This window comes from Enterobacter cloacae complex sp. IR5450 (assembly GCF_049238665.1).
GTDB lineage: Bacteria > Pseudomonadota > Gammaproteobacteria > Enterobacterales > Enterobacteriaceae > Enterobacter > Enterobacter hormaechei_C.
The window spans coordinates 80337-95996 of record NZ_JBMKIC010000006.1; the positions used below are offsets into that span (position 1 = coordinate 80337).

The window sequence follows — 15660 nt, forward strand, 5'->3', positions numbered from 1 at the left end:
CTATTTGATTAGCGGCTTTTTTTTTATCCGAACGCGCACTAACATAGCTGGAACCTCAGCAAAAAGGAGTTACCGATGAAACTGTTCTATAAACCGGGCGCCTGCTCTCTTGCTTCCCATATTACGCTTCGCGAGAGCGGTAAAGATTTCACGCTGGACGGCGTTGACCTGATGAAAAAGCGCCTGGAAAACGGGGATGACTTTTTTGCGATTAACCCAAAAGGGCAGGTTCCGGCCCTGCTGCTGGATGATGGCACCCTGCTGACCGAAGGGGTGGCGATTATGCAATTCCTGGCGGACAACGTACCGGATCGTCAGCTCCTTGCCCCCACCGGCAGCATTGCGCGTTATAAAACGCTGGAGTGGCTGAACTATATTGCCACCGAACTGCACAAAGGCTTTACGCCCCTGTTCCGCCCGGACACGCCAGAAGAGTACAAACCTACCGTGCGCGCGCTGCTGGAGAAAAAGTTGCAGTACGTTAACGACGCGCTGAAAGACGACCAGTGGATCTGTGGCTCGCGTTTCACTATCGCCGATGCCTATCTGTTTACCGTTCTGCGCTGGGCGCGCGCGGTTAAGTTGAACATGGAAGGATTAGACCATGTCGCATCGTATATGACGCGCGTGGCGGAGCGTCCTGCGGTGGCGGCGGCTCTGAAAGCGGAAGGGTTGAATTAACGGAGCGGCCTGGGGAGCCGGGTGGCGCTGACGCTTACCCGGCCTACAAATTCCGTAGGCCCGTGCAAGCGCAGCGCCGCCGGGCAGTGTCTATAGCTGCGTTGCGCTAAAATAGTGCTCCGGCTTCGCGATGCGATCCTGTGCCGCGACGACCTGGAGCTCATATTCCTGCATCGTCTTCGTCGCAATCATGATTTCATAAACGGCTGCGGTGACGTGCTCCAGCGCATCGCGCAGGCTCGCGCCCTGCAATAGTTTCACCAGCAGCAAACCGCTGGTCACATCCCCGACCCCGACAGGCTGACGTGTACCGAAATCCACTAGCGGTCGACTGATATGCCAGGCTTCATCCTTCGTCACCAGCAGCTTCTCAAAACGGTCCTGGCTCAACCCTGCGCGTGCCAGGTGTTTCACCAGTACAATCTCTGGCCCTTGGGCGATCAGCTCGCGAGAGGCGCTTACAGCCTCTTCTACGCTGTTAACCGGATGCTCGCTGAGGATCTCCAGTTCAATCAGGTTGGGGGCAATAATATCGCTGGCGGGCAATGCATGACGGACATGAAACTCCGCAACGCCCGGCGCTACGATGCAGCCTTTTTCCGGATGTCCCATCACCGGATCGCAGAAATATTTCGCCGCGGGGTTTGCCGCTTTCATCTGGCGCACAATGCCGAGGATGTGCTCCCCCTGCTCCGCCGATCCCAGATAGCCGCTCAGTACGGCATCGCAGCGTTTAAGCTGGTCGATATCCGCAATCCCCTGAACGATTTCCGTCAGATGCGACGGCGGCATCACGCAGCCGGTCCATTTACCGTACTGGGTGTGATTCGAAAACTGGACGGTATTGAGGGGCCAGACGTTAACGCCGAGGCGGCGCATCGGGAATTCCGCAGCGCTGTTGCCAGCATGTCCAAACACAACGTGGGACTGAATGGCGAGGATGTTCTTCATGTTGTACTTACCAAACCCTGTCAAAACAAAAGGGGCGTGGTTTCCCACGCCCCTGCATACTTTTAATTACTTCCAGCAGACCAGGCAGTAATTTTTCTTACCGCGACGCAGTAGCGTGTAGCGACCATAGAGACGGTCGTTCTCGGTAAAGGTGTATTCCGGATCGGCCTGTTTTTCGCCATTAATGGTGATCGCGTTAGAGGCGATGGTTTTACGCGCCTGACCGCGAGACGGCTGGAGCTCGGAGTCCACCAGCGCCTGCATCAGATCGGCGCCTTTTTCCATCTCCACCATCGGTACGCCATCCTGCGCCAGCTGTTCGAAATCCGCTTCGCTTAAATCGCTCAGGGTCCCGTTGAACAGGCTCGCCGTAATGCGTTTCGCCGCCGCCAGACCTTCTTCGCCGTGAACCAGTTTGGTTACTTCGTCCGCCAGCACGTACTGGGCGCGTGGTGCTTTACCGCTGTTCTTGTCTTCTTCTTCCAGCGCATTGATTTCTTCGATATCCATAAAGGTGAAGAACTTCAGGAAGCGATAAACGTCGGCATCCGCCGTGTTGATCCAGAACTGGTAGAATTTATACGGGCTGGTTTTCTTCGGATCCAGCCATACCGCGCCGCCTTCGGTCTTACCGAACTTGGTACCGTCTGCTTTGGTGATCAACGGCACGGTCAGACCAAACACCTGATTCTGGTGGAGGCGACGGGTCAGATCGATACCGGAGGTGATGTTACCCCACTGGTCGGAACCGCCAATTTGCAGAGATACGCCGTGCAGCTTGTTCAGGCAGGCAAAGTCATACCCCTGCAACAGGTTGTAAGAGAACTCGGTGAAAGAGATACCTTGGTCGTCACGGTTAAGACGCTGCTTCACTGCTTCTTTGTTAATCATCTGGTTAACAGAGAAGTGTTTGCCGATGTCACGCAGGAACGTCAGCACGTTCATGCCACCAAACCAGTCGTAGTTGTTCGCCGCAATCGCAGAGTTCTCACCGCAGTCGAAATCCAGGAATGGTGCAACCTGTTTACGGATCTTATCCACCCACTCCTGCACGGTATCTTCGGTATTAAGCTTACGCTCAGCGGCTTTGAAACTTGGGTCGCCAATCAGACCGGTCGCGCCGCCAACCAGAGCGACAGGCTTATGGCCGGCCATCTGGAAGCGTTTCAGGCATAACAATGGAACAAGATGCCCCAAATGCAAGCTGTCAGCGGTGGGATCGAAGCCGCAATAGAGCGCGATCGGGCCTTGCGCCAGTCGCTCTGCTAACGCTTCCTCGTCCGTCACCTGGGCCACGAGGCCCCGCTCTTGCAATTGTTTAATCAAGTTACTGCTTGCCATCAAATTCTCCATGTATAAACGACTGCACCTTTGCCGGTACACGACTTTTCGCCTGATGCGAAAGGACCATAGAATAAAGCGCCAGCGCGGTGTGCGCTAGCGCTTAAATCAACAAATTTTGGGGATTACGGTGCCAGTCTGTCGATTTTCCAGCCACCGTTGTCGCGCTGGTATAAAAAGCGGTCGTGGAGACGGTGTTCACCGCCCTGCCAGAATTCCATCTGCTCAATGGGGATGCGGAACCCGCCCCAGAAACTCGGCAGCGGTACTTCACCCTGCTGAAACTTTTGTTTGAGTTCGAGGAATTTACTCTCCAGCACGCCGCGGGCTGAGATTCGGCTGGACTGTTTAGAGACCCAGGCACCGATCTGACTGTCGCGCGGGCGGCTGTGGAAATATTTCACCACTTCGAGCGTAGAGAGGCGCTCCGCCTTGCCGGTAACCATCACCTGGCGCTCAAGCATATGCCACGGGAAGAGCAGGCTAATACGCGGATTATTTTCAAGGTGATGCGCTTTACGACTGCCCAGGTTGGTGTAGAACACCAGCCCTTTCTCGTCATAATGCTTGAGAAGAACGATGCGTTGATACGGCTGACCATTTTCATCAACCGTGGCAACAACCATCGCGGTCGGGTCGGCCAGTTTCGCTTCGCAGGCCTGCTTCAGCCAGCGTTCAAAAAGCACCAGCGGTTCGGCGGGAAGATCCTGGCGTCGCAGACCGCCTTTGGTGTATTCACGGCGCAGATGCGCAATTTGCTGTAGTTCGTCGTTATCTGACATGGCGTTAGCTGAAAGTGAGATTGGGTGGCGCTATTGTGCGCGCCCCCTTCAAAAATCTCAACGCTTCGGATTTTGAAGCTGACAATTGTTCAGCACAATGCGGTCACGCTTGTAGACGGTGGCGCTGTCGCCTTTCGACCAGAAGACGTAGATCCCGTCTGAGTAGCGCGCACCGGAGGCCGACATTCCCTGCTTCAGCGTCAACAACTTATTGTCATAAACAAAGCTGGCTTCCTGACGCGGGTTGTTCAGCTTCACCGTCAGCGGTTTTTCATCACAACGATATTCCAGCGTATCGGTTTGCATACGCTCAACGAACTGGTTATAGACGCTGCATCCGGTCATAAGAAAAGGTACAGCAATGAGAAGAAGTTTTTTCATGGGCAGATTCCGAAGACTATCCTGGTCCTGGAGGGCCTAACCGCCCTCCTGTTTTTCCCTATTTTACGGGTTACGCCTCCCGCTGAATTTCAGTTAACTCTGATTATGGCGCGGGTTTGCGGGGAAAATGGCCCCGAGGACGCTCGCCTCCCGCGCACCGGTTACGGAGGGTAAATTACCCGGCAGACCGGCAACCGTACGCCAGGCAAGCCAGGCGAAGGCCAGCGCTTCCATATCGTCTCCGCTGATCCCGGCTTCATCAGTGGTCGTGACTTCGGTGCCCGGCAGCAAGGCGGCGAGGCGTGCCATCACCAGCGGGTTTCGGCTTCCGCCTCCGCATACCAGCAAGCGCTCACACCCGCCGCTCAGCAACACCTGTTCAGAGATCGACACCGCGGTGAGCTCCGTCAGCGTAGCCTGAACATCCTGAGGCGCAAGGCCGGGGAAGCGCGCCAGCTGACGTTCAAGCCAGCCGTAGTTGAAATATTCCCGCCCCGTGCTTTTTGGCGCAGGCAGAGCAAAGAAAGGATCGCTTAACAGGGTTTGCAGCAAGGGAAGGATCACTTTCCCCTGGCTGGCCCACTGCGCGTCTTTGTCATAGGCTTTACCGCTCTGACGCCAAATCCAGGCATCCATCAGCATATTACCGGGTCCGGTATCGTACCCCCGCACGGGCTGCCCGGGAATAAGCATCGACAGGTTGGCGATCCCGCCGATGTTCAGGACCATCCTGCGCTCTACCGGGTGCGCCAGCAGCGCCTGATGAAATGCCGGAACCAGCGGCGCCCCCTGCCCGCCGAGGGCCATATCGCGACGGCGGAAGTCGCCCACCACCGTCACGCCGGTTTTTGCCACAATCTGGTTGTTATCGCCAATTTGCATCGTGTGCGGCGCCTCGCCGACAGGTTCATGCCAGACGGTCTGCCCATGGCAGCCTATTGCCACGATATCCTGCGGGTGGAGTCTTTCCTGCTGCATCAGGGCCAGTACCGCATCAGCAAACAGCGCCCCCAGACGCACATCCAGTTGGCCCAGTTGGGAAAGCGTCAGCTGTTGCCCCTGGCAGATGTTCAGGATCTCTTCTTTTAACGAGACCGGAATTGGCCAGGTCAGGCTTGCCTGCTGCGCCACCATGTTTTCATCAATGGCGGCCAGAACGACATCCACACCGTCAAGACTGGTACCAGACATCACACCGATATAGCGACCCGATTTCATGCGCTTTCCTTACGTTACATGGGCTAAGTGCAAACACTCCATCATAAATAACGCGGCTTTGCTATGCGGTGATAATAATTTTTAACAATCTCAGACCTGTAGCACAGGCGATGTTTGTTTATGTCCCGTTAAGCCCTGTTCAGGTAAAATTTATTTATTCGGCATGCAAAGATATGAACTGTGGTCAGGAATGCCATATAATTTAGCCATAACGGATGCCCCAACCGGGCGTTTTTTGGTGAACAGGAGAGTCAAATGATTTTACGTGTACTGGGCGTTTCGCTGATTGGTTTAACACTGGCGGGTTGTGTGAATGACAGTTCACTCTCCGGCGACGTATATAGTGCTTCTGAAGCTAAACAGGTACAGAACGTGACATACGGTACTATCGTTAATGCCCGTCCTGTTCAGATTCAGGGTGGCGATGACACGAACGTGGTGGGCGCAATCGGCGGTGCTGTGCTGGGTGGTTTCCTGGGTAATACCATTGGCGGCGGCACCGGACGTTCTCTGGCGACCGCAGCGGGCGCAGTTGCAGGCGGCGTAGCGGGTCAGGGCGTTCAGGGTGCGATGAACAAAACTCAGGGCGTTGAGCTGGAAATCCGCAAAGACGATGGCAGCACTATTATGGTTGTGCAGAAACAGGGTAACACCCGCTTCTCTGCTGGCCAGCGTGTTGTTCTTGCAAGCAACGGCAGCCAGGTCACCGTCTCCCCGCGTTAATATCCTGATGGATGTGGTCTTTCAGACCGCATCCATTTACCAAAATCATCATTTCCAATAATATATTGGCACAATATATTCACATGGTGAATTATTCATTTCACCCGCTCTTGTCCGTGCGCAAAGTATTTTTTATTTCCCTCGCTTAGACTCTTCGCAATCTCTTTTTCCTTTTTTAATTTTTAAATTCTCTATGCTTGCGATCTGTCGATTTGTAAAGAACCGCTTTGTGGCCTTCGCGCTTGGGTGCATTGTTATCATTGCCGTATTACAAGGTTTTTTTATAAAACTTGTTGAATGGGTTCCTTCGTTTTCACCTTTGTTTTTCCCTACACTGACGATATTTCTTCTGGTGTTCCATCTGTTTATTGCCTGTTTTATGGCAATGAAATACTGGTGCGACAAAAGGCGATTATATCTTGTTCCCATTGCCCTGGCCTTTGCCGGTTCGGCGTTACTGATGGTGGGGACACTGGCCAGCTTCCCGGCCTGGCTTGATCTCTATCAGTTCAACGAAGCGAACTATAACGACGCCATGATTTTCTACATGTTCCGCCACTTTTTAATGGCGGTGCTGATGATCGTCGCAGCATTACTGTATACCCTGCGCAATTCTGCGCTCTCACGAAGCGCCCATGTTGGTATCGTTGTCGGCGCCTCGCTCTTTACGGGCTGTATGCTTGGGCTGGCATTGTTCTATTCCAGCCATTCAACCCTGCTCACACTGGACCTGGTGGATAATGAAACCCGACAGTTTATGGTTCTCTGGAGCCAGGCGATCAATATCATTTTGATCGTCCTGTGGGTAGTAACGTTAATCACCCTGTTGGCCATTACCCGCGTGAGGAATTTGTTTTGGGTCGGCGGCAATTTTTTATGTGTCTGTTATATCGTCACTCTGCTCATGCTATTGTTAGGCGGACACGCTGAAGATATTTCATGGTACCGGGCACGGTTATTCGAAACTGTCGCTACGTTAATGATTATTTTCATCTTACTTTCCGACGTATTTAATTTGTATCGTGACTCGCATGTAAAATATCAGCAGTCTTATCAAAATTCCATCCGCGACCCCCTCACCCGTCTTTATAATCGCAGCTATTTCTATGATTCATTAAATCACGCGCTAAACACGGCCACGGTGACACATCCGGTGTCGGTGGTCGTGAGCGATCTTGACCGTTTTAAACGCATTAACGACTGCTACGGTCATTTGCAGGGGGATAGGGTTTTACAGTTTGTCTCAAACCTGTTGACCGATTCGGTGCGACCGCAGGATATCGCGGCGCGGATCGGCGGCGAAGAGTTTGTGCTCATGCTGACAAATACACCGTCCGATGTCGCGCATCAGGTTGCCGAACGTATTCGCCTCAAGTTGAGCGGGTTTGACAAGGCCAGCAGCGGTGGGCAGCTTCCGGAACCGATTACCATTAGTATGGGAGTATTCACCGCTACCTCGCCGGAAACCAGCGCTGAAACCTGTGTGGAAAGCGCGGATAAAGCCATGTACGAGGCAAAAGAGACGGGCCGCAACCGGGTGGTGGTGTTCAGAACATGACAAAGGCCTTGCACGAGCAAGGCCAGTGAACAACGTCAGTCGCGCGACTGTAAATCGTGGATGTTTTGCTCAAGACGGGCGATGAGTCCGATCAGCATCTCCAGCTCAGCGGGTGAAATACCGGCCAGGATCTCCCCTCGCGTTTTACTGATGACGGTTTCCATCTCAGTAATAATCGGGGCCGCTTTTTCCGTCAATTTGATCCGCTTGGCGCGACGGTCGCTGGCGCAGGTTTGTCGGGAGATGAGTCCCTTCTCTTCCAGCTGGTCAAGGGTACGCACCAGGGAAGGCTGTTCAATACCAATCGCTTTTGCCAGTTGGATCTGTGACTGATCGGGCGGAAGCTGATGGATGTTGTGCAGCGTAACCCAGTGCGTCTGTGTGAGTTCCAGAGGTTTCAGGCGATGGTCAATCAGAGCACGCCAGATGCGTACCAACCTTGCCAGATCAGAACCTAATGGCGATTCCAATTTCATCTCCTTATAATTAGCTTGCTAAGTGATTATAGTGATTTTAGAATAGTTTGCAGTATTTGTATTGCCAAAACAAATGCAATCACGGTATTCATCATTCCTTAAAGGATGATTTACACTGAACGGTAATGCGCCATCGCATTGAAATCTGCCATTGTGGCCCTCATTCCACCGCAAAGGATCGCTGCTTGTGACGTTGTTTTCCTTCTCCGCAGGGTTGCCCCTACAGGATCTGATTGTTGGCGCATCGGTCTACTTTCCGCCACTGTTTAAAGCCGTGATGGTCGGTTTTGTGATCTGGCTCATTGCGCATCGTCTGCTGCGCGACTGGATGTATTCCGGTGAAATCTGGCACCCGATGTTAATGGATCTCTCCCTGTTTACCCTCTCCGTCTGTCTTGGCCTTGCCGTGTTAACCGTGTGGTGAGAATAGCATTGAAAACGTTAAAATATTTTTCCACTCTTTTCGTCTTAGCGCTGGCGCTTATCGCCGGCTGGTGGCTCTGGAATTATTACATGCAGTCGCCCTGGACGCGTGACGGCAAGATCCGCGCGGAACAGGTCAGCATCACGCCACAGGTGTCCGGCAGTATCAGCGCGCTGCTGGTGAAGGACAACCAGTTCGTTCATGCGGGTGATGTGTTATTCCGCATCGACGAGACCCCTTTTCACATTGCGGTGCTCAATGCCCAGGCGCAGCTCGCAAAAGCTCAATCCGATCTGGCAAAAGCCAATAACGAAGCCGAACGTCGCCGACATCTGTCGAGGAATTACATCTCTGCGGAAGATCTCGATACCGCCAATATCAATGTAAAAGCCATGCAGGCCAGCCTGAAGGTTGCAGAGGCAACGCTGAAACAGGCCGAGTGGCAACTGACCCAGACCGTTGTCAAAGCTCCGGTGGATGGATGGATCACGAGCTTGTCGACCCGTGTGGGGGATTACGCCACCACAGGCCAGCCGGTCTTTGCCCTGGTCGACAGCCGCTCTTTCTATGTTGTAGGTTATTTTGAAGAGACCAAGCTGCGCCATATCCGCGAGGGAGCGCCTGCCCGAATCACGCTTTACAGCGGCGCAGAAACGTTACAGGGTCACGTTAGCAGCATAGGTCGGGCAATTTACGATCAGAGCGTGGAAACCGATTCTGGCCTGGTGCCCGACATCAAACCCAACGTACCGTGGGTGCGTCTGGCTCAGCGGGTGCCTGTTCGCGTCGAGTTTGATCAACTGCCGAAAGACATTACCCTGGTCTCTGGCACAACCTGCACCGTCGCCATCGGATCGCGATGATGAACCTGGGAGCTCTCTCCTGGCGCAATACGCCGTGGATAAAAGCGACACGGCCGCAGTGGCGTTACGCGCTGCGTAACGGCATCGCCATGTGCCTTGCGCTTACGGTTGCCTATTATCTGAATCTGGATGAGCCTTACTGGGCGATGACCTCTGCGGCGGTCGTCAGCTTCCCTACCGTCGGGGGCGTTATCAGTAAAAGCCTCGGGCGCGTGGCAGGTAGCCTGCTGGGGGCAACCGCCGCACTGCTTCTTGCCGGCCATACTCTGAACGATCCCTGGCTCTTTTTGTTAAGCATGTCGGCATGGCTGGGGCTGTGTACCTGGGCCTGCGCTCATTTTACCAATAACGTTGCCTATGCGTTTCAACTGGCGGGTTACACCGCGGCCATTATCGCCTTTCCGGTCGTCAACGTGCTGGATACCACCGAGCTGTGGGATATCGCCCAGGCACGCGTGTGTGAAGTGATGGTCGGCATTCTGTGCGGGGGCGTCATGATGATGATCCTGCCCAGTACCTCAGATGGCACTACGCTTATCACCGCCCTTAAAACGATGCACGCACGTTTGCTGGAACATGCCAGCCTGCTCTGGCAGCCTGACAGCAGCGATGACATCCGCCTCGCGCACGAAAAGGTCATCGGCCAGATCCTGACCATGAACCTGTTGCGCATCCAGGCTTTCTGGAGCCACTACCGTTTTCGTCGCCAGAACACGCTTCTGAACTATTTACTGCACCAGCAATTGCGGATGACGAGCGCGATCTCGAGCCTTCGTCGGATGTTGCTGAACTGGCCTGCACCGCCAGCCCATACCCGGGAGATTATCGAGGCGCTGCTCGCTGCCCTTGCGCGTTCGGATGCCGATATTTATACCGTGGCCCGCATTATCGCGCCGCTCGTCCCAGCGGATGAATATGACTACCGGCATCGCGCCTTCTGGCAGCGTCTGAACTATTTCTGCCGCCTGTATCTGCGCAGCAGCCGCTGGTTAAAAGCCGTCGAGAATGCCACGCCCGTCACCGAATTTTCCGTTCCCGGTAGTCCTGCTCTGGCGCGGCATACCGACGCAATGGAGGCGCTGTGGAGCGGTTTTCGTACGTTTTGCGCGTTGACGGCCGTAGGCGCATGGGCCATCACCACGCAATGGGATGCGGGCAGTGCGGCCCTGACGCTTGCGGCAATCAGCTGCGTGCTCTATTCCGTCGCCGCTTCCCCCTTTAACTCCCTGACGCTTCTGCTGCGTACGCTGGTGCTGCTGTCGCTGTTCAGCTTCGTGGTGAAATTTGGTTTGATGGTGCAGATAACCGACCTCTGGCAATTTCTGCTGTTTCTCTTCCCGCTATTAACCACCATGCAGTTGCTCAAACTGCAAATGCCTAAACTGGCCGGTCTGTGGGGTCAGTTAATTGTTTTTATGGGCTCATTTATCTCTGTAACGAATCCACCGGTTTACGATTACGCTGATTTTCTCAACGACAACCTGGCGAAGATCCTCGGCGTGGGGCTGGCGTGGCTGGCTTTCGCCGTGCTACGCCCGGGCTCGGACGCGCGTAAAAGCCGCAGGCATATTCGGGAGTTGCGCAGGGGTTTTGTCGATCAGCTGAGCCGCAGGCCGCATCTGCGCGAAAGCGAGTATGAATCGCTGGTTTACCATCATGTCAGCCAGCTGAACAACAGCCAGGATTCACTCTCCCGTCGCTGGCTACTGCGCTGGGGCGTGGTGCTGCTAAACTGTTCGCACGTGGTGTGGCAGTTGCGCGCCTGGGAGACGCGTTCCGATCCGCTGTCGCAGGTCCGTGATAACTGTATTTCCATGCTCCGCGATGTGATGAGCGAGCGCGGGGTGCAGCAGCGCCCCCTGAGCGTCACGCTCGCCGAGCTTCAGCGTATTTGCGACACGCTGGCGCACCATCATCAGCCTGCGGCCCGCGATCTGGCATCCATTATCTGGCGGCTGCACTGCTCCCTGTCACAGCTTGAACAGGCGCCGCCACCCGGAACGATTGGCGATCAGATCACCCCGCAGGCATAGCGCGCCCCGCCGCCGCCAAGCGGTTTAGGTTGATCGGACATGTTATCGCCGCCCACGTGGATCATCAGCGCCTTGCCTTTGACCTCGTCAAGCTTTTTGAGTCGTGGCGCCACAACCGGATCGGTGGCTTTACCATCGTTATTTACCACCAGCACCGGCAGATCGCCGAGGTGTCCCATCCCTTCCGGGCCTTCATGCTTACCGGAGTTCTGCGGGTCGAGATGCCCCCCTGCGGCTTCCGCAGCTGTTGGTTTCCCCTCTTTCATCGCGGGTTGACAGCTGCCTTTAGCATGAACGTGAAAACCATGTTCGCCGGGTGGAAGAGCCTTGAGATCGGGAGCAAATTCCAGCCCTTTATCGGTTTCGGTGATTTGCACCGTCCCGATGGACTGACCTACCCCCTGAGAAGTGACGAGATTCATTTCAACGTCCTCGCTGGCTGCCTGCGCCCCTGCGCAAACAACCAGCGTGACCATTGCCAGAGCAAAACGCTTCATATGACCTCCACGGGTTATTTTTTGCACCTTAAGTCTATACCAGAGGCGCAGATTTCACTGGAAAGTCAGGTTCAGGCGTGCTCAGGGTACGTCGTAGCCCAGCGCCGCCTTACGAATGCGGAACCACTGCTGACGCGTCATATCCAGCTCCTCAGCAACAAGCGCAGCGCGGACACGCTCAATTTTGCCGGAGCCAATAATTGGCAGCGGTTTAGACGGCAGGCGCAGGATCCAGGCGTAAACCACCTGCTCGATACTCTCCGCATTCAGTTCGCGCGCCACCGTTTCAAGCTCGTTGCGCAGCGGCTGGAATGCCTCATCGTTAAACAGACGGCCGCCTCCCAGGCAAGACCATGCCATTGGACGGATGCGCAGCTGTTGCAGTTGGTCGAGCGTGCCATCCAGCAGCAGCGGCTGATGAACAGGCGAGATCTCCACCTGATTCGTCGCCAGCGTAAACGGCAGGCGCGACTGCAATAGCGCAAACTGTGCCGGGGTGAAGTTAGACACGCCAAAATGGCGCACTTTGCCGCTCTGGTGCAGCGTCAGGAAGGCTTCCGCGACCTCATCCGCATCCATCAACGGATCGGGACGGTGGATCAGCAGCAGGTCGATACGATCGGTGGCCAGGTTGACCAGTGACTGCTCGGCGCTTTTAACGATATGCGCGCTGTCAGTGATGTAATGTCCAAGCGCATGCTCCGGTTTTGCTGTGGTGGCAATACCGCATTTGGTCACAATGTCCATTCGTTCACGCAGCCCCGGCGCACGCTTCAGCGCTTCGCCAAAGGCGGCCTCGCACTGATAGCCGCCATAAATATCAGCGTGATCGACGGTGGTGATACCGAGATCGAGATGCTCTTCTATAAAGTCCGCCAGCTGGACCGGAGACATATTCCAGTCCATGAGGCGCCAGTAGCCCATAACAAATCGGGAGAATTCCGGGCCCTGTGGGGCAAGGGTAATACGCTGAACCATAACATTTTCCTCAAGGAAGTCATGTCACCAGTATACGCAATTACCCTGCTAAAACAGTGAAGGTTGCTGAGGTTCTTCGGGTTCAACCGCTTTGTTTGCACGAATTTTACGCAGCAGACGCTGTCGGCAAAGCCGTAAGACCTCCTGCTTTTGCGCGTCGCTGAAATTTTGCCAGTTAAAACGTTCATCGCGCGTGCGCATGCAGCCACGACAGTATCCTCGTTCATCAACCTGGCAAATACCCCGGCACGGGCTCTGGACAGGGAAAAATTCCAGTTGCTCTGCCACACCTACCTCCAGAACGTCATTATTCCCTACAGTGAAGACCCTAAATGGCTTGCATGCAAGGATGTCTGCCACAAACAGGACATTAAGGTTTCGCTAATCTTCCCTTCTTATACTCGCCGCATTGATATAACGAATGGTCTGCTCATCATGTGGTTCGCAAAAAAGTTACACTGTAACGATATAAAATTTACTCTGGGCTGTGCACTTTTCTTTACCGTACTGAATGCACTGTTTATCCAGCGCAGCTGGTCAATTATTGCGCCTGCGCATCTGCACGATGTCCTGTTTGCTGCCAGCGTGCCGCTGGTACTGTTCTGCGGCTGGGTGATTGTCTTCAGCCTGTTAAATATCCCCTATATTCGTAAGCCGCTCCTGATTGTCCTGACCCTGGGATGTGCCGCCGCGACCTGGTTTATGTATACCTATGGCGCGGTTATCGATCAGAACATGATTGTGAACGTGTTCGAGACTAATTCTCAGGAAGCGACAGCCCTGGTGACGCCGCAGATGATCCTGTGGCTGGTCGTAGCGGGTCTGGTTCCATCTGTTGTGTTAGCCCTGACGCGCATTCGCACCGGAAAATGGTGGTATGCCCTCCTGACGCGCTTCGCCGCTATGCTGGGTGCGCTGCTGGTGATCATTCTGGTCGCGTCAGTGTTCTATAAAGACTATGCTTCGCTGTTCCGCAATAACAAAAGCATCGTAAAAATGGTCACCCCGGCGAATTACGTGAGCGCCCTGGTGAAATACAGCAAAATGCGCTGGTTTGCCGGCGACCAGACGCTGGTCCGCATTGGCGAAGATGCTCATAAAGGCGCGCTGATTGCCAGCCAACGCAAGAAAACCGTGCTGGTTGTGATGGTGGGCGAAGCCTCCCGCGCTGCAAACTACTCGTTAAATGGTTACCCGCGTGAAACCAACCCCGAGCTGAAAAAGCAGGATGTCATCAACTTCCCGCGGGCCTCCTCCTGTGGCACGGAAACCGCTGTTTCCGTCCCCTGCATGTTCTCCGGCATGACGCGGAAAAAATATGACGCGGACCTCGCCCATCATCAGGAAGGTCTGCTTGATGTGCTTAACCACGCCGGGTTCAACCTGCTGTGGCGCGACAACGACGGCGGATGTAAAGGCGCCTGCGACCGCGTGCCGCACACGGACATGACCCAGTGGAAACTGGATCAGTTCTGTAAGGACAAATCCTGTATCGACGACGTTAACCTGTACCGCCTGGACAACGTGCTGGATGGAATAAAGCAGGATACGGTTCTGGTTATTCACCTGATGGGCAGCCACGGTCCGGCCTATTACAAACGCTACCCTGATAGCTTCCGCAAGTTCACCCCAACCTGCGATACCAATGAAATTCAGGATTGCGATCATCAGTCGCTGATCAATACCTATGACAACACGATTCTGTATACCGACAGCGTCGTCAGCCGAACCCTCGACGCACTGAAAGCCCGGCAGGCCAACATGAACACGGCGCTCATTTACCTCTCCGATCACGGTGAATCGCTGGGCGAAAGCGGAATTTACCTGCACGGTACGCCGTATATGCTGGCCCCGGAGCAGCAAACGCATATTCCTTTTATGTTCTGGCTCTCCCCGGATTATGCGAAAAACTTCGGCGTAAACACGGATTGCCTGCGTGACCATGCCGCAAAAGAGGCGGTTTCACAGGACAATTTATTCGCCACCGTTCTGGGCATGATGGACGTGAAATCAGCGGTTTATCAGCCGCAGCTGGATATTCTGTCGCAGTGTCGTCGCTAAGCGGGCTTGCATTAGACCGAACGGTCTATTAGAGTAAGGGCATGAGCAGACACACTGAACACGATACACGAGAACATTTGCTGGCTACCGGCGAGCGCCTTTGCATGCATCGCGGGTTTACCGGGATGGGGCTTAGCGAGTTGTTAAAAACCGCTGAAGTACCTAAGGGATCGTTTTATCACTATTTTCGTTCCAAAGAGGCGTTCGGCGTTGCCATGCTGGAGCGGCACTACGCCAGCTACCATCAGCGCCTGGCAGCCCACTTCGCCAGCGGTGAAGGTGACTACCGGGATCGTGTTCTGAACTACTATCAGGAAACGCTGACGCAGTTCTGTCAGCAGGGCATCATCAGCGGCTGCCTGACGGTAAAACTGTCTGCCGAAGTGTGCGATCTCTCCGAAGATATGCGCACCGCCATGGATAAAGGGGCCAGCGGCGTGATTGCACTGCTGGCTCAGGCGCTGGAGAGCGGGCGCAATGAAAAAACGCTCTCCTTCTCCGGCGATCCGCTCACGCAGGCACAGGTGCTCTATTCCCTCTGGTTAGGCGCCAACCTGCAAGCAAAAATGTCTCGCAGCGCCGTGCCGCTCGAAAGCGCGCTGGCGCACGTGAAAAACTGTATAACCGCGCCTGGCGTGTAGCCGGCGTTTTTATTTACCCTTTTACTAGTCGACTGGTCTACTCAGGAGCCAT

Annotated in this window: 17 protein-coding genes; 8 read left to right on the forward strand and 9 right to left on the reverse strand. The window is 54.7% G+C overall.

Going from position 1 to position 15660, the window contains the following annotated elements; all coding sequences use genetic code 11:
• Positions 1–75: 75 nt before the first annotated feature.
• Positions 76–681, forward strand: coding sequence for a glutathione transferase GstA (gene gstA, locus ACOTYB_RS07410; RefSeq protein WP_003857598.1), 606 nt, complete (start codon positions 76–78; stop codon positions 679–681).
• 90 nt (positions 682–771) lie between these two features.
• Here gstA and pdxY read toward each other — a convergent pair whose 3' ends face one another.
• The 5 genes from pdxY to anmK form a co-directional block, all read right to left on the reverse strand.
• On the reverse strand, positions 772–1632 hold the full coding sequence (pdxY, locus tag ACOTYB_RS07415; protein ID WP_058658201.1) for a pyridoxal kinase PdxY: 861 nt from the start codon (positions 1630–1632) through the stop codon (positions 772–774).
• 66 nt (positions 1633–1698) lie between these two features.
• Positions 1699–2973 (reverse strand): tyrosine--tRNA ligase, encoded by a 1275-nt coding sequence (gene tyrS / locus ACOTYB_RS07420; RefSeq protein WP_003857600.1) that lies wholly within the window; start codon positions 2971–2973, stop codon positions 1699–1701.
• 125 nt (positions 2974–3098) lie between these two features.
• Complete coding sequence (gene pdxH, locus ACOTYB_RS07425; RefSeq protein ID WP_003857601.1) at positions 3099–3755, reverse strand: pyridoxamine 5'-phosphate oxidase; 657 nt, start codon at positions 3753–3755, stop codon at positions 3099–3101.
• A 57-nt stretch (positions 3756–3812) separates the two neighbouring features.
• A complete protein-coding gene (mliC, locus tag ACOTYB_RS07430; protein WP_003857602.1) occupies positions 3813–4136 on the reverse strand; it encodes a C-type lysozyme inhibitor in 324 nt (107 codons plus the stop codon).
• Between the two features lie 93 nt (positions 4137–4229).
• Positions 4230–5354, reverse strand: a complete 1125-nt coding sequence (gene anmK / locus ACOTYB_RS07435) for an anhydro-N-acetylmuramic acid kinase (protein WP_022650944.1) — start codon at positions 5352–5354, stop codon at positions 4230–4232.
• Between the two features lie 255 nt (positions 5355–5609).
• Here anmK and slyB point away from each other — a divergent pair, with 255 nt between their 5' ends.
• Both slyB and ACOTYB_RS07445 read left to right on the forward strand, forming a co-directional pair.
• A complete protein-coding gene (gene slyB, locus ACOTYB_RS07440) occupies positions 5610–6077 on the forward strand; it encodes an outer membrane lipoprotein SlyB (protein ID WP_003857604.1) in 468 nt (155 codons plus the stop codon).
• Between the two features lie 193 nt (positions 6078–6270).
• Positions 6271–7635, forward strand: a complete 1365-nt coding sequence (locus tag ACOTYB_RS07445; protein WP_023313968.1) for a GGDEF domain-containing protein — start codon at positions 6271–6273, stop codon at positions 7633–7635.
• Positions 7636–7670: 35 nt separating this feature from the next.
• Here the strand turns inward: ACOTYB_RS07445 and slyA are convergent, their stop codons facing one another.
• On the reverse strand, positions 7671–8111 hold the full coding sequence (gene slyA / locus ACOTYB_RS07450; protein WP_006808997.1) for a transcriptional regulator SlyA: 441 nt from the start codon (positions 8109–8111) through the stop codon (positions 7671–7673).
• A 187-nt stretch (positions 8112–8298) separates the two neighbouring features.
• On the opposite strand from slyA, the gene ACOTYB_RS07455 reads away from it, so the two are divergent.
• The 3 genes from ACOTYB_RS07455 to ACOTYB_RS07465 are packed head-to-tail and all read left to right on the forward strand — an operon-like array spanning position 8299 to position 11431.
• Positions 8299–8535: a DUF1656 domain-containing protein gene (locus tag ACOTYB_RS07455; protein WP_003857607.1), complete on the forward strand. Its 237-nt coding sequence runs from the start codon at positions 8299–8301 to the stop codon at positions 8533–8535.
• Positions 8536–8537: 2 nt separating this feature from the next.
• Positions 8538–9398 (forward strand): HlyD family secretion protein, encoded by an 861-nt coding sequence (locus tag ACOTYB_RS07460; protein WP_032610212.1) that lies wholly within the window; start codon positions 8538–8540, stop codon positions 9396–9398.
• Entirely contained in the window at positions 9398–11431 is a 2034-nt protein-coding gene (locus ACOTYB_RS07465) for an FUSC family protein (protein ID WP_045344134.1), read from the forward strand. The genes ACOTYB_RS07460 and ACOTYB_RS07465 overlap by 1 nt, the downstream gene beginning before the upstream one ends.
• On the opposite strand, the gene sodC is transcribed toward ACOTYB_RS07465, so the two are convergent.
• From sodC to ACOTYB_RS07480, 3 genes are all read right to left on the reverse strand, one after another.
• Positions 11410–11928: a superoxide dismutase [Cu-Zn] SodC gene (sodC, locus tag ACOTYB_RS07470; protein ID WP_220153774.1), complete on the reverse strand. Its 519-nt coding sequence runs from the start codon at positions 11926–11928 to the stop codon at positions 11410–11412. The two genes, ACOTYB_RS07465 and sodC, sit on opposite strands and share 22 nt — an antisense overlap.
• Positions 11929–12009: 81 nt before the next feature.
• Positions 12010–12906, reverse strand: coding sequence for an aldo/keto reductase (locus ACOTYB_RS07475; RefSeq protein ID WP_045344117.1), 897 nt, complete (start codon positions 12904–12906; stop codon positions 12010–12012).
• A 48-nt stretch (positions 12907–12954) separates the two neighbouring features.
• Positions 12955–13194 (reverse strand): DUF1289 domain-containing protein, encoded by a 240-nt coding sequence (locus ACOTYB_RS07480; RefSeq protein ID WP_003857614.1) that lies wholly within the window; start codon positions 13192–13194, stop codon positions 12955–12957.
• 147 nt (positions 13195–13341) lie between these two features.
• On the opposite strand from ACOTYB_RS07480, the gene eptA reads away from it, so the two are divergent.
• Together eptA and ACOTYB_RS07490 are read left to right on the forward strand one after the other, a co-directional pair.
• Positions 13342–14967 carry a phosphoethanolamine transferase EptA gene (eptA, locus tag ACOTYB_RS07485; protein ID WP_045344115.1) on the forward strand — a complete coding sequence of 542 codons (1626 nt, stop codon included), beginning with the start codon at positions 13342–13344 and terminating at the stop codon, positions 14965–14967.
• A 41-nt stretch (positions 14968–15008) separates the two neighbouring features.
• Positions 15009–15608, forward strand: coding sequence for a TetR/AcrR family transcriptional regulator (locus ACOTYB_RS07490; protein ID WP_003857618.1), 600 nt, complete (start codon positions 15009–15011; stop codon positions 15606–15608).
• Positions 15609–15660 lie beyond the last annotated feature (52 nt).